The sequence below is a fragment of the Neisseria sp. P0014.S002 genome (assembly GCF_051958295.1).
Lineage (GTDB): Bacteria > Pseudomonadota > Gammaproteobacteria > Burkholderiales > Neisseriaceae > Neisseria > Neisseria flavescens_B.
Map to the genome: position 1 here is coordinate 111,493 of NZ_JBQCVO010000002.1, position 13,618 is coordinate 125,110.

A 13,618-nucleotide genomic window follows, 5' to 3' on the forward strand; every position below is an offset into this window, starting at 1 on the left:
ATTTTAAATTGTGATTTAAAAGTAACAATAAAAAGGGAAGCGGTTAATGAAAGGGATAATTGTTAAGTGGGATGATGAAAAAGGTTATGGTTTTATACGGATAGATGGTAGTAAACAAGAAATTTTCTGCCATATTTCTGACTTTTCCCAAAGAAGCCCTCGTCCTGAAATTAATGAGGCAGTTGGCTTTGAAGTATCTTCTAACGGAAAAGGAAAAAATGTTGCTAAACAGATTCGTTACTTAAATCGTGAGGCAAGAGATTTTAAGCGGAATCATAACCATCATTCGAGGGCAAAGAAAAAATCATTTTTTGCCTTAGATACGTCGTCTTCCATATTGACGAAATTGGTAGGGTTGGTACTTTTCGGGTTAATTGGTTATCAGATATATCAATTCGCTGCAGCAAAATTAGTCCCTAAACAAACTAATGCACCAGTAGAGCTTAATGATCCAGCTACGATACAAGCTAAAAAAAGCAATAGTAATAAATATCGTTGTGATGGCAGGCAATATTGTTCTCAGATGGTGTCATGCGAAGAGGCCAAATGGTTTTTACAGAATTGTTCTGATACCAAAATGGATGGTGATGGTGATGGGATTCCATGTGAAGATAAATGCGGTGGATGGTGATAACTTCAGCAAAGTAGACTAGGTCTATAACCATGAAAACGAAATACAAGGTCGTCTGAAATATCAACTTTAGTGAATCAACATATTTTAGACGGCATAGAGTCGATATACAAAGATATATTAGGCCGTCTGAAAACAACGGCTGCAACCGATACGAAAACAAACAGGCACACCAAAAATGGCTATTTACCAATCAGGCGTGATTTTTGACCAAGTGGATACCGCCAATCCCGATTGCTGGACATTGGACGAATACGTCAAACGTGGCGGCTATACCGCCCTGCGTAAAATCCTGTCCGAAAACATCTCGCAAACCGATGTGATTGACGAAGTCAAAACCTCTGGCTTGCGTGGTCGTGGCGGTGCGGGCTTCCCGACCGGTTTGAAATGGAGCTTTATGCCCCGTTCCTTCCCGGGCGAAAAATATGTGGTTTGCAACACCGACGAAGGCGAGCCGGGTACATTTAAAGACCGAGACATCATCATGTTCAATCCTCATGCCCTGATTGAAGGCATGATTATTGCCGGTTACGCGATGGGTGCGAAAGCCGGCTACAACTATATCCACGGCGAAATTTTTGAAGGCTACCAACGCTTTGAAGCCGCTTTGGAGCAGGCGCGCGCCGCAGGCTTTTTGGGTAAAAATATTTTAGGCTCGGATTTTGAATTTGAACTCTTTGCCCACCACGGCTACGGTGCATATATTTGCGGCGAAGAAACCGCATTGCTCGAATCGTTGGAAGGCAAAAAAGGTCAGCCGCGCTTTAAACCACCATTCCCTGCTTCGTTCGGCCTGTACGGCAAACCGACCACCATCAACAATACCGAAACGTTCTCCTCCGTCCCCTTCATTATCCGTGACGGCGGACAGGCATTTGCCGATAAAGGTATTCCGAATGCAGGCGGTACCAAATTGTTCTGTATTTCCGGCCATGTCGAGCGTCCGGGCAACTATGAAGTGCCATTGGGTACGCCGTTTGCCGAAGTCTTGAAAATGGCGGGCGGTATGCGCGGCGGTAAAAAACTCAAAGCCGTTATTCCCGGCGGTTCGTCCGCGCCTGTATTGCCTGCCGATATTATGATGCAGACCAATATGGACTATGACTCGATTTCCAAAGCAGGTTCGATGTTGGGTTCCGGCGCGATTATCGTCATGGACGAAGACGTGTGCATGGTGAAAGCCCTTGAGCGTCTGAGCTACTTCTACTATGACGAGTCTTGCGGCCAATGTACGCCTTGCCGAGAAGGTACAGGCTGGCTTTACCGCATCGTCCACCGCATCGTAGAAGGCAAAGGCCGCATGGAAGACTTGGATCTGCTGGATTCTATCGGTAACCAAATGGCAGGCCGCACCATCTGCGCCCTTGCCGATGCCGCCGTCTTCCCCGTCCGCAGCTTTACCAAGCATTTCCGTGATGAGTTTGTGCATTACATCGAACACGGCGAACCGATGAAACCGAATAAGTGGTGCTAAGTTTTCAGACGGCCTCTAAAAGAATTATTTATTAAATACCCGTAACTAGGAACGAACCATGTTACAAATCGAAATCGACGGCAAACAGGTATCTGTGGAGCAGGGCGCGACGGTGATTGAAGCCGCGCACAAGCTCGGTACTTATATCCCGCATTTCTGTTACCACAAAAAACTTTCCATCGCCGCCAACTGCCGTATGTGTTTGGTAGACGTGGAAAAAGCCCCCAAACCCCTGCCCGCCTGTGCCACGCCGGTTACAGACGGCATGATTGTGCGTACGCATTCGGCAAAAGCCCGGGAGGCGCAAGAAGGCGTGATGGAGTTCCTGCTCATCAACCATCCGCTTGACTGTCCGACTTGCGACCAAGGCGGCGAATGTCAGTTGCAGGATTTGGCGATGGGCTATGGTAAAACCACCAGCCGTTATACCGAAGAAAAACGTTCTGTCGTCGGCAAGGACATGGGCCCTTTGGTTTCCGCCGAGGAAATGAGCCGTTGTATCCACTGTACCCGTTGCGTTCGTTTCACTGAAGAAATCGCCGGCGTACAAGAAATCGCCATGGCCAACCGCGGCGAACACTCCGAAATCATGCCTTTTATCGGCAAAGCAGTGGAAACCGAATTGTCGGGCAACGTTATCGATTTGTGTCCTGTCGGCGCATTGACCAGCAAACCGTTCCGCTTCAACGCGCGTACTTGGGAATTGAATCGCCGCAAATCCGTTTCCGCCCATGATGCTTTGGGCAGCAACCTGATTGTACAAACCAAAGACCATACCGTCCGCCGCGTGCTACCACTAGAAAACGAAGCGATTAACGAATGCTGGTTGTCCGACCGCGACCGTTTCGCCTACGAAGGCCTGTATCATGAAAGCCGTCTGAAAAACCCGAAAATCAAACAGGGCGGCGAGTGGATGGACGTGGATTGGAAAACCGCGCTGGAATATGTCCGCAGCGCGATTGAATGTATCGCCAAAGACGGCAACCAAAACCAAGTCGGCGTTTGGGCCAATCCGATGAATACGGTTGAAGAGCTGTATCTGGCCAAAAAACTCGCCGACGGCTTGGGTGTTAAAAACTTTGCCACCCGTTTGCGCCAACAAGACAAACGTCTTTCAGACGGCCTTAAAGGTGCGCAATGGTTGGGACAAAGCATTGAATCTTTGGCTGACAACGATGCCGTATTGGTAGTCGGCGCGAACTTGCGCAAAGAACAGCCGCTCCTGACCGCCCGCCTGCGCCGCGCCGCCAAAGACCGTATGGCGTTGAGCGTATTGGCCAGCAGTAAAGAAGAATTGTTTATGCCGCTTCTCTCTCAAGAAGCCGCACATCCCGACGAGTGGGCAGGCCGTCTGAAAAACCTGTCTGTCAATGCGGAACACGCAGTTACCGCCAGCCTGAAAAACGCTGAAAAAGCAGCGGTGATTTTGGGCGCGGAAGTGCAAAACCATCCTGATTACGCCGCCATTTATGCCGCCGCGCAAGAGCTGGCAGATGCGACCGGCGCAGTGCTGGGTATTTTGCCGCAAGCCGCCAACAGCGTTGGTGCGGACGTATTGGGCGTGAACTCCGGCGAGAGCGTTGCCGAAATGGCAAACGCGCCGAAACAGGCAGTCTTGCTGCTCAATGTCGAGCCTGAAATCGATACGGCGGACGGTGCAAAAGCCGTAGCCGCGTTGAAACAGGCGAAAAGCGTGATGGCGTTTACGCCGTTTGTCAGCGAAACGCTGCTGGACGTGTGCGACGTATTGTTGCCGATTGCGCCGTTTACCGAAACCTCGGGCAGCTTCATCAATATGGAAGGCCGTCTGCAATCTTTCCACGGCGTGGTACAAGGCTTCGGCGATTCGCGTCCTCTGTGGAAAGTGTTGCGCGTATTGGGCAACCTGTTTGACCTGAAAGGTTTTGAATACCACGATACCGCTGCGATTCTGAAAGATGCGCTGGATGCAGAAAGTCTGCCGTCCAAACTGGACAACCGCAGCACATGGACAGGGGAGGGCGTTCAGACGGCCTCAGACCGTCTCGTCCGTGTCGGCGGCGTCGGTATTTATCATACTGATTCTATCGTGCGCCGTTCTGCACCGTTGCAAGAAACCAGCCATGCCGCCGTGCCTGCCGCGCGTGTAAATCCGAACACATTGGCACGCTTGGGTCTGCAAGACGGACAAAGCGCTGTCGCCAAACAAAACGGCGCAAGCGTATCGGTTGCCGTCAAAGCCGATGCCGGTTTGCCTGAAAACGTGGTGCATCTGCCGCTGCATACCGAAAATGCCGCGCTGGGTGCGTTGATGGACACTATTGAACTGGCGGGAGCTTGATCATGCAAGAATGGTTCCAAAACCTCTTTGCCGCAACGCTCGGTCTGGGCGATTTGGGTATCACCGTAGGCTTGGTGGTATCCGTCATCGTCAAAATCGTGATTATCCTGATTCCGCTGATTCTGACCGTTGCCTACCTGACGTATTTCGAACGTAAAGTCATCGGCTTTATGCAGCTTCGTGTCGGCCCGAACGTAACCGGCCCGTGGGGTCTGATTCAGCCGTTTGCCGACGTGTTCAAACTCTTGTTTAAAGAGGTAACCCGTCCGAAGCTGTCAAACAAAGCCTTATTCTATATCGGCCCGATTATGTCGCTTGCTCCGTCTTTCGCAGCATGGGCAGTGATTCCGTTCAACGAAGAATGGGTGCTGACCAACATCAATATCGGCCTTTTGTATATCCTGATGATTACCTCGCTGTCGGTTTACGGCGTGATCATCGCGGGCTGGGCTTCCAACTCCAAATATTCGTTCTTGGGTGCAATGCGTGCTTCCGCGCAAAGCATTTCCTACGAGATTGCCATGAGTGCCGCGCTGGTGTGTGTTGTAATGGTATCGGGCAGCATGAACTTCTCCGACATCGTTGCCGCACAAGCCAAAGGTATTGCCGGTGGTTCGGTATTCTCTTGGAACTGGCTGCCGCTCTTCCCCATCTTCATCGTCTATCTGATTTCCGCCGTTGCCGAAACCAACCGCGCACCGTTTGACGTGGCAGAGGGTGAGTCTGAAATCGTTGCCGGTCACCACGTTGAATACTCCGGCTTCGCATTTGCGCTGTTCTTCCTCGCCGAATACATTTTCATGATTCTGATTGCCGCGCTGACATCGCTGATGTTCCTCGGCGGTTGGTTGTCTCCGTTCCCGCAAAGCTGGGGCTTTATCGGTACGCCTTCCGCATTCTGGATGTTTGTGAAAATGGCGGCGGTGCTGTACTGGTATCTGTGGATCCGTGCAACCTTCCCACGCTACCGTTACGACCAAATCATGCGTTTGGGCTGGAAAGTGCTGATTCCGATCGGCTTCGCCTACATCGTGATTTTGGGCGTGTGGATGATTTCACCGCTGAATTTGTGGAAATAGGGCAGGGAGGCCGTCTGAAAGTTTTCAGGTAGCCTATAACCCAAATTTTTAACCGTTTCAAACCGAGAGAACCTAATGAAAGCTCAATGCCTGTGTGGCGCAGTATCACTGGAAACCGCCGAAAACCGCGAACTCCACGCCTGCCATTGCGGAAAATGCCGCGTATGGGGCGGTGGCGCGTCTTTTACTTTGGCCGCCCAGTCGCCTGAAATTACAGGCAGCGAACACATTGCGCATTATCAGTCGTCCGAATGGGCGCAACGCTGTTTTTGCAAACACTGCGGCACACATCTGTTTGTGAAAGTTGGCAACGATTATTACATCAACGCCGGGCTGTTTACCGACAACGCGGGCTTTGAAACCACTTCGCAAATCTTTATCGATTGCAAAGCTCCGTATTACGACTTGGCCAACGATACCCCGAAGCTGACCGAAGCAGAGTTTTTAGAAATGGTGGGCGCGGCAGGTTAAAAAACCGCTTTCAGACGGCCTGTAAACAGAACAATCCGAAAAGAGCATCCGAAAATGGCTAATTTAGTAAAAACCTTCCTGCTGGGCGAATTGGTGAAAGGCATGGGCGTAACGCTCAAAAACTTTTTTGCCCGCAAAGACACAATTTATTTCCCCGAAGAGAAAACGCCGCAATCCGTGCGTTTCCGCGGCCTGCACGCGCAACGCCGTTATCCGAACGGCGAAGAGCGCTGTATTGCGTGTAAATTGTGCGAGGCAGTTTGTCCGGCAATGGCGATTAACATCGAATCGGAAGAACGCGAAGACGGCACCCGCCGCACCAAGCGTTACGACATCGACCTGACCAAGTGCATCTTCTGCGGTTTCTGCGAAGAAGCCTGCCCGACCGATGCGATTGTGGAAACCCATATTTTTGAATACCACGGCGAGAAAAAAGGCGACTTACACATGACTAAGCCGATTCTTTTGGCTATTGGCGACAAATACGAAGCTGAAATTGCCAAACGCAAAGCCGCTGATGCGCCGTATCGTTAAGGAGCAGACGAATGACTTTTTCCGCGATTCTGTTCTATATCCTTGCCGCCATCGTTTTGTACGGTGCGGTTCGTACCGTTACCGCTAAAAACCCTGTTCACGCCGCTTTGCATCTGGTGCTGACCTTCTGCGTGAGCGCGATGATTTGGATGCTGATGCAGGCCGAGTTTTTGGGCGTGACGCTGGTGGTGGTTTACGTCGGCGCCGTGATGGTGTTGTTCCTGTTCGTCGTGATGATGTTGAACATCGACATTGAAGAAATGCGTGCCGGTTTCTGGCGTCATGCGCCTGTTGCCGGTGTGGTCGGCACATTGTTGGCGGTTGCCCTGATCCTGATTCTGGTTAACCCGAAAACCGACCTGGCCGCATTTGGTTTGATGAAAGACATTCCCGCCGATTACAACAATATTCGTGATTTGGGCAGCCGTATTTATACCGACTACCTGTTGCCGTTTGAATTGGCGGCGGTATTGCTGCTGTTAGGTATGGTGGCAGCGATTGCGCTGGTTCACCGTAAAACCACCAATCCGAAACGCATGGATCCTGCCGACCAAGTTAAAGTACGCGCCGATCAAGGCCGTATGCGTCTGGTGAAAATGGAAGCGGTCAAACCGCAAGTTGAATCTGCCGAAGAAAGCGAAGTTTCAGACGGCCTCAAGCCGGAAGGGGAGGGCAAAGCATGATTACCTTGACGCATTATCTGGTATTGGGTGCGCTCCTGTTCGGTATCAGCGCAATGGGTATCTTTATGAACCGTAAAAACGTGCTGGTATTGTTGATGTCCATCGAGCTGATGCTCTTGGCAGTGAACTTCAACTTTATCGCCTTCTCGCAATATTTGGGCGATACTGCCGGACAAATTTTCGTATTCTTCGTACTGACCGTTGCCGCTGCCGAATCTGCCATCGGTTTGGCGATTATGGTGCTGGTGTACCGCAACCGACAAACAATCAACGTTGCCGATTTGGATGAGTTGAAAGGGTAATCATGAACGATATGACTTTATATTTGATAATTGCCCTTGTTCCGTTGGCAGGCTCGCTGATTGCGGGTTTGTTCGGCAATAAAATCGGACGTGCCGGTGCGCATACTGTGACGATACTCGGTGTCGCTGTATCTGCCATGCTGTCGGCTTATGTGCTGTGGGGCTTTATTGACGGCAGCCGCGCCAAGTTTGATGAAAACGTCTATACCTGGCTGACAATGGGCGGCTTGGATTTTTCCGTCGGCTTCTTGGTCGATACGATGACGGCGATGATGATGGTCGTGGTAACGGGCGTGTCGTTGATGGTGCATATCTACACCATCGGCTATATGCACGATGAAAAAGTCGGCTACCAACGCTTCTTCAGCTATATTTCTTTGTTTACTTTCAGCATGTTGATGCTGATTATGAGCAACAACTTCATCCAGCTCTTCTTCGGCTGGGAAGCTGTGGGTTTGGTATCGTATCTCTTGATCGGTTTCTATTTCAAACGTCCGAGCGCGACTTTTGCCAACCTGAAAGCCTTTTTGATCAACCGTGTCGGCGACTTCGGCTTTTTGCTCGGTATTGGTTTGGTGCTTGCCTATTTCGGCGGCAGCTTGCGTTATCAAGATGTATTCGCTTATCTGCCTAATGTTCAGACGGCCACTATTCAATTGTTTCCCGGTGTGGAATGGTCTTTGATTACCGTAACCTGTTTACTGTTGTTTGTCGGTGCGATGGGTAAATCGGCACAATTCCCGCTGCACGTCTGGCTGCCTGATTCGATGGAAGGCCCGACCCCGATTTCTGCATTGATTCACGCCGCAACCATGGTTACCGCTGGTCTGTTTATGGTATCGCGTATGTCGCCGATTTATGAGATGAGCAGCACTGCGCTGTCTGTCATCATGGTGATCGGTGCGATTACCGCCCTGTTTATGGGCTTCTTGGGCGTGATTCAAAACGATATCAAACGTGTGGTTGCGTATTCCACCCTGTCGCAACTGGGTTATATGACTGTGGCTCTGGGCGCCTCTGCCTATTCCGTGGCGATGTTCCATGTGATGACCCACGCTTTCTTTAAAGCCTTGTTGTTCTTGGCCGCAGGTAGCGCGATTATCGGTATGCACCACGACCAAGACATGCGCCACATGGGCAACCTGAAAAAATACATGCCGATTACTTGGCTGACCATGTTGATCGGTAACTTGTCGCTGATTGGTACGCCGTTCTTCTCCGGTTTCTATTCCAAAGATTCGATTATCGAAGCGGCGAAATACAGCACCCTGCCGGGCAGTGGCTTTGCCTATTTTGCCGTCCTCACCAGCGTGTTCGTTACCGCGTTCTACGCGTTCCGCCAATACTTTATGGTGTTCCATGGCGAAGAGAAATGGCGCAGCCTGCCTGAGCATCATGACGATCATCATGGTGAAGAGCATCATGGCTTGGGCAAAAACGACAATCCGCACGAAAGCCCATTAGTTGTTACCCTGCCTTTGATTTTGCTTGCTATTCCGTCCGTCATCATCGGCTACGTTGCCATCGAACCTATGCTTTACGGCGATTTCTTCAAAGACGTAATTTTTGTCAATGCCGACGCGCATCCGACCATGCACATCATGAAGGAAGAGTTCCACGGCGCATTGGCAATGGTATCGCACAGCCTGCATACTCCTGTACTCTACCTAGCTATCGCAGGTGTATTGAGCGCATGGCTTTTGTACGTCAAACTGCCGCACCTGCCGGCGAAAATTGCACAGGCGTTCCGTCCGATTTACGTTTTGTTTGAAAACAAATACTACCTTGACGCTCTGTATTTCAATGTTTTCGCCAAAGGCACGCGCGCATTGGGTACCTTCTTCTGGAAAGTTGGCGATACCGCCATTATTGACAACGGTATTGTCAATGGTTCTGCCAAACTGGTCGGCACGATTGCCGCACAAGTGCGTAAAGCCCAAACCGGCTTTATCTATACCTACGCCGCCGCTATGGTATTCGGCGTATTAGTACTGCTCGGCATGACTTTCTGGGGATTGTTCAGGTAAAAATGAGATTTTCAGACGGCGTTTAAGGTCGTCTGAAAAAGGAAACACGAGAAACAATGGTTGAAGACAAATTACTGCAAACCCTGGACGAAGTCCGTGAAGCCATCGACGGTTTGGACAAGGAATTAATAGAATTACTCGCCCGCCGGCAGAAGCTGGTACGGCAGGCAGGCCGTCTGAAACCTAAAAACGATGTGCAGGCGGTTTCAGCGCCCGAACGGGTGGCTCAAGTGATTGCCTCGCGCCGCGCCTATGCCGAAAAGGCTGGTTTGTCGCCCGAAGTAGCCGAAGCAGTTTGGCGCAGTATGATTGATGCGTTCATTACACTGGAGATGGAAACCAACCGAGTAGGCGGGGCGTAGGCAGCATTTCGTTCATAATTGATTTACTTGGATAGGTACGGGATTTAATAAACAGTTGTATCGCTAGGCTTATCTAGATCCAGAATCAAAGAGACACGAAAATGCCCGATACACAAACCATCCGCTCCGCCGAATTTACCGCTTCCCGCGCATGGGGCGCATTCGACATTGCCAATATGAACGGCACCACCGTGCGTTTGCACTGGACGGACCAGCCCTACAAATGGCACGTCAACGACGGCGAGGAAGTGTTTGCCGTGATGGACGGCGAAGTCGATATGTACTACCGAGAAAACGGCGAAGAACGCATCGTTCGGTTGAAAAGCGGCGACATCTTCTATGCAGGAATCGGTACGGAACACGTCGCCCATCCGTGCGGCGAAGCGCGGATTTTGGTGATCGAGAAAGAAGGCAGTGTTTGAGGTCGTCTGAAAAGAGGGTTTCAGACGGCAATGGAATGAAAGAATAACGGCAGATATACGGTTTTATTGATTCAGCTATACGTAAAATACACATAATCTTTTTCAGACGACCTCTTAAAACGTCGTCTGAAAAACCAACCCATACAACTATATTTTTTATTTTAACCACAGGTTAACCACTATGTTTTCCAACTACCTACTCAGCTTGGCAATATGGATACCCATCGCCGCAGGTGTGCTGGTTTTGGCGACCGGTAAAGACAGCCGTGCGCCACTGGCGCGTGTGCTTGCCTTCATGGGTGCGCTTGCCGGTTTCTTGGTAACGCTGCCCTTGTTTACCGGTTTCGACCGTTTGAGCGGCGGCTATCAGTTTACCGAGTTCCACGAGTGGATTCCGCTTCTGAAAATCAACTACGCATTGGGTGCGGACGGTATTTCAGTGCTCTTTATCATCTTGAATGCGTTTATTACGCTGTTGGTGGTATTGGCCGGTTGGGAAGTCATTCAGAAACGTCCGGCGCAGTATATGGCGGCATTCCTGATGATGTCGGGTTTGATTAACGGTGCGTTTGCCGCGCAGGATGCGATTCTGTTTTATGTGTTCTTCGAGGGTATGCTGATTCCGCTGTACCTGATTATCGGTGTATGGGGCGGGCCTCGCCGCGTCTATGCGTCGGTCAAGCTGTTCCTCTATACGCTGATGGGTTCGCTCTTGATGCTGGTTGCCATGGTTTACCTGTACTATCAAACAGGCAGCTTCTATATTGTCGATTTCCAAAACATCAAACAGATTCCGTTGGGCGTACAACAGCTTTTGTTTGTGGCGTTCTTCCTGTCATTTGCCGTAAAAGTGCCGATGTTCCCTGTGCACACATGGTTGCCGGATGCCCACGTTGAAGCGCCGACCGGCGGTTCGATGGTGTTGGCGGCGATCACGCTGAAACTGGGTGCATATGGTTTCTTGCGCTTCATCCTGCCGATTATGCCGGACGCGGCACGCTATTTTGCCCCTGTAATCATCGTATTGAGCCTGATTGCCGTGATTTATATCGGTATGGTGGCTTTGGTGCAAACCGATATGAAAAAACTGGTGGCGTACTCTTCCATCAGCCATATGGGTTTTGTCACTTTAGGCATGTTCCTGTTTGTGAACGGCCAGCTGAATGACTGGGCATTGAAAGGTGCAATCATTCAAATGATTTCCCACGGTTTCGTGTCTGCCGCGATGTTTATGTGTATCGGCGTGATGTACGACCGCCTGCATACCCGCAATATTGCCGATTATGGCGGCGTGGTAAATGTAATGCCCAAGTTTGCGGCGTTTATGATGTTGTTCGGTATGGCCAATGCCGGTTTGCCTGCGACTTCCGGCTTCGTGGGCGAGTTTATGGTGATTATGGGCGCGGTTAAAGTGAATTTCTGGGTAGGCGCGTTGGCTGCTATGACCCTGATTTACGGTGCGTCTTATACCCTGTGGATGTACAAACGTGTTATTTTTGGTGCGATCCACAATCCGCACGTTGCTGAAATGAAAGACATCAATTGCCGCGAATTTGCGATTTTGGCGATTTTGGCGGTTGCTGTTTTGGGCATGGGTCTGTATCCGCAAGCGTTTATCGAAGTGGTGCATCAAGCGGCAAACGATTTGATTGCCCATGTGGCACAAAGCAAGATTTGAGGTGTGTAAATGAACTGGTCTGATTTGAATTTAATACCCGCCATGCCCGAAATCGTGCTGCTTGCGCTATTGGGTGTCGTATTGCTGGCAGACTTGTGGATTTGCGATAAAAACTGCTATCTGACCCATTTGATGAGTTTGGGAACGGTCATTGTCGTGGCCATCACCCAATTGGCGGTATGGGAGCAGGGCAGTGTCGATGCCTTTCACGGTATGTATATTGCAGACGGCATGTCCCGTTTGGCAAAACTGGTGCTGTATGCGTTGACGTTTGGTCTGTTTATTTACAGTAAACCGTACAACCAAGACCGCCAAATCTTCAAAGGCGAGTTTTACACCCTGTCACTGTTTGCCCTGTTAGGTATGAGCGTCATGGTCAGCTCGGCACATTTTTTGACCGCGTATATCGGTTTGGAATTGTTGTCTTTGTCGCTGTACGCCATGATTGCCCTGCGCCGCGATTCCGGCCGCTCTGCCGAGGCTGCGCTGAAATACTTTGTATTGGGCGCGTTGGCGTCTGGTTTGCTGCTCTATGGTATTTCCATGGTTTACGGTGCCACCGGTTCCCTTGATTTTGCTTCAGTCTTGGCTTCTGCAGCTAATAAGCAGGCCAATGAATGGCTGCTGAAATTAGGCGTGGTATTTATTGTGGTTGCCATTGCATTTAAATTGGGTGCGGTTCCATTCCATATGTGGGTACCCGATGTGTACGATGGCGCGCCGACCTCTGTTACCGCCTTTGTGGGTACGGCTCCGAAAATTGCCGCCGTTGTCTTCGCATTCCGTATCCTGATTACAGGTATGGATACCATACATTCAGACTGGGCGCCGATGTTGGCCATCCTTGCCGTTGCTTCTTTGGTGGTCGGTAACCTTGCCGCCATCATGCAAACCAATATCAAACGTATGCTTGCCTACTCCACCGTATCGCACATGGGCTTTATCCTGTTGGCGTTTATGGCAGGCGCAGTTGGCTTTACCGCAGGTTTGTATTACGCCATTACCTATGCTTTGATGGCGGCAGTCAGCTTCGGTGTTTTGATGGTATTGTCTACCAAAGATATTGAATGTGAAAACATCAAAGACCTCGCAGGCCTTAACCAACGCCATGCATGGTTTGCCTTCCTGATGTTGCTGTCTATGTTCTCCATGGCGGGTATTCCGCCGCTGATGGGTTTTTACGCCAAATTCGGCGTGATTATGGCACTCTTGAAACAAGGCCATGTTTGGTTGTCTGTATTTGCCGTCATCATGTCGCTGATTGGCGCGTTCTACTACCTGCGCGTGGTCAAAGTCATCTACTTCGATGCGCCTGACCATGACCAGCCGGTCGGCAGCAACTATGCCGCCAAATTTGTCCTGACGGTCAATGCCTTCCTGCTGCTCCTCTGGGGTATCATGCCGCAAACCGTTATCGACTGGTGTGCCAAAGCATTGGAAAATACCCTGTAAGCTTCAAACAAAAACAACGGCGGCTGTTCCAAAGCCGCCGTTTTTGTTAGGATTCGCATTCGGATGAAATATACCCAAAGTTCAGACGGCCTCAAGCCTTTGAACAATCATGCGGGTATCATCAAGATATTGAATATTCCACGGATAATGATGGGCGAGAATGCCCATTTAACATGTTAAAAT

At 50.3% G+C, this 13,618-nt stretch carries 13 protein-coding genes; all 13 read left to right on the forward strand.

Annotated elements, in window-relative coordinates:
- Positions 1 to 46: 46 nt before the first annotated feature.
- Entirely contained in the window at positions 47 to 631 is a 585-nt protein-coding gene (locus ACTHSX_RS02770) for an excalibur calcium-binding domain-containing protein (protein WP_254321324.1), read from the forward strand.
- 178 nt (positions 632 to 809) lie between these two features.
- The gene (gene nuoF, locus ACTHSX_RS02775; protein ID WP_440376748.1) at positions 810 to 2,105 is read left to right on the forward strand and encodes an NADH-quinone oxidoreductase subunit NuoF; all 1,296 of its coding nucleotides are present in this window, start codon (positions 810 to 812) and stop codon (positions 2,103 to 2,105) included.
- 58 nt (positions 2,106 to 2,163) lie between these two features.
- A complete protein-coding gene (gene nuoG / locus ACTHSX_RS02780) occupies positions 2,164 to 4,425 on the forward strand; it encodes an NADH-quinone oxidoreductase subunit NuoG (protein WP_440376749.1) in 2,262 nt (753 codons plus the stop codon).
- Between the two features lie 2 nt (positions 4,426 to 4,427).
- Positions 4,428 to 5,504, forward strand: a complete 1,077-nt coding sequence (gene nuoH / locus ACTHSX_RS02785; protein WP_002216340.1) for an NADH-quinone oxidoreductase subunit NuoH — start codon at positions 4,428 to 4,430, stop codon at positions 5,502 to 5,504.
- A gap of 75 nt (positions 5,505 to 5,579) precedes the next feature.
- The gene (locus ACTHSX_RS02790; RefSeq protein ID WP_070590054.1) at positions 5,580 to 5,975 is read left to right on the forward strand and encodes a GFA family protein; all 396 of its coding nucleotides are present in this window, start codon (positions 5,580 to 5,582) and stop codon (positions 5,973 to 5,975) included.
- Positions 5,976 to 6,029: 54 nt separating this feature from the next.
- Entirely contained in the window at positions 6,030 to 6,509 is a 480-nt protein-coding gene (gene nuoI, locus ACTHSX_RS02795; protein WP_002216341.1) for an NADH-quinone oxidoreductase subunit NuoI, read from the forward strand.
- Positions 6,510 to 6,520: 11 nt separating this feature from the next.
- The gene (locus ACTHSX_RS02800) at positions 6,521 to 7,192 is read left to right on the forward strand and encodes an NADH-quinone oxidoreductase subunit J (protein ID WP_003676988.1); all 672 of its coding nucleotides are present in this window, start codon (positions 6,521 to 6,523) and stop codon (positions 7,190 to 7,192) included.
- A complete protein-coding gene (nuoK, locus tag ACTHSX_RS02805) occupies positions 7,189 to 7,494 on the forward strand; it encodes an NADH-quinone oxidoreductase subunit NuoK (protein WP_004519135.1) in 306 nt (101 codons plus the stop codon). The genes ACTHSX_RS02800 and nuoK overlap by 4 nt, the downstream gene beginning before the upstream one ends.
- 2 nt (positions 7,495 to 7,496) lie before the next feature.
- Positions 7,497 to 9,521, forward strand: a complete 2,025-nt coding sequence (nuoL, locus tag ACTHSX_RS02810) for an NADH-quinone oxidoreductase subunit L (RefSeq protein ID WP_440376750.1) — start codon at positions 7,497 to 7,499, stop codon at positions 9,519 to 9,521.
- Between the two features lie 56 nt (positions 9,522 to 9,577).
- Positions 9,578 to 9,883, forward strand: coding sequence for a chorismate mutase (locus tag ACTHSX_RS02815; RefSeq protein WP_440376751.1), 306 nt, complete (start codon positions 9,578 to 9,580; stop codon positions 9,881 to 9,883).
- 101 nt (positions 9,884 to 9,984) lie between these two features.
- On the forward strand, positions 9,985 to 10,305 hold the full coding sequence (locus ACTHSX_RS02820) for a cupin (protein WP_440376752.1): 321 nt from the start codon (positions 9,985 to 9,987) through the stop codon (positions 10,303 to 10,305).
- Between the two features lie 181 nt (positions 10,306 to 10,486).
- The gene (locus ACTHSX_RS02825) at positions 10,487 to 11,983 is read left to right on the forward strand and encodes an NADH-quinone oxidoreductase subunit M (protein WP_440376753.1); all 1,497 of its coding nucleotides are present in this window, start codon (positions 10,487 to 10,489) and stop codon (positions 11,981 to 11,983) included.
- Between the two features lie 9 nt (positions 11,984 to 11,992).
- Positions 11,993 to 13,435: an NADH-quinone oxidoreductase subunit NuoN gene (gene nuoN / locus ACTHSX_RS02830; RefSeq protein ID WP_440376754.1), complete on the forward strand. Its 1,443-nt coding sequence runs from the start codon at positions 11,993 to 11,995 to the stop codon at positions 13,433 to 13,435.
- The last annotated feature ends 183 nt before the right edge of the window (positions 13,436 to 13,618 follow it).

What these genes read in the sequence shown, in the direction of transcription:
- ACTHSX_RS02770 (WP_254321324.1), top strand. Translation starts at nt 47, where the DNA reads ATGAAAGGGATAATTGTTAAGTGGGATGATGAAAAAGGTTATGGTTTT.
- nuoF (WP_440376748.1), top strand. Translation starts at nt 810, where the DNA reads ATGGCTATTTACCAATCAGGCGTGATTTTTGACCAAGTGGATACCGCC.
- nuoG (WP_440376749.1), top strand. Translation starts at nt 2,164, where the DNA reads ATGTTACAAATCGAAATCGACGGCAAACAGGTATCTGTGGAGCAGGGC.
- nuoH (WP_002216340.1), top strand. Translation starts at nt 4,428, where the DNA reads ATGCAAGAATGGTTCCAAAACCTCTTTGCCGCAACGCTCGGTCTGGGC.
- ACTHSX_RS02790 (WP_070590054.1), top strand. Translation starts at nt 5,580, where the DNA reads ATGAAAGCTCAATGCCTGTGTGGCGCAGTATCACTGGAAACCGCCGAA.
- nuoI (WP_002216341.1), top strand. Translation starts at nt 6,030, where the DNA reads ATGGCTAATTTAGTAAAAACCTTCCTGCTGGGCGAATTGGTGAAAGGC.
- ACTHSX_RS02800 (WP_003676988.1), top strand. Translation starts at nt 6,521, where the DNA reads ATGACTTTTTCCGCGATTCTGTTCTATATCCTTGCCGCCATCGTTTTG.
- nuoK (WP_004519135.1), top strand. Translation starts at nt 7,189, where the DNA reads ATGATTACCTTGACGCATTATCTGGTATTGGGTGCGCTCCTGTTCGGT.
- nuoL (WP_440376750.1), top strand. Translation starts at nt 7,497, where the DNA reads ATGAACGATATGACTTTATATTTGATAATTGCCCTTGTTCCGTTGGCA.
- ACTHSX_RS02815 (WP_440376751.1), top strand. Translation starts at nt 9,578, where the DNA reads ATGGTTGAAGACAAATTACTGCAAACCCTGGACGAAGTCCGTGAAGCC.
- ACTHSX_RS02820 (WP_440376752.1), top strand. Translation starts at nt 9,985, where the DNA reads ATGCCCGATACACAAACCATCCGCTCCGCCGAATTTACCGCTTCCCGC.
- ACTHSX_RS02825 (WP_440376753.1), top strand. Translation starts at nt 10,487, where the DNA reads ATGTTTTCCAACTACCTACTCAGCTTGGCAATATGGATACCCATCGCC.
- nuoN (WP_440376754.1), top strand. Translation starts at nt 11,993, where the DNA reads ATGAACTGGTCTGATTTGAATTTAATACCCGCCATGCCCGAAATCGTG.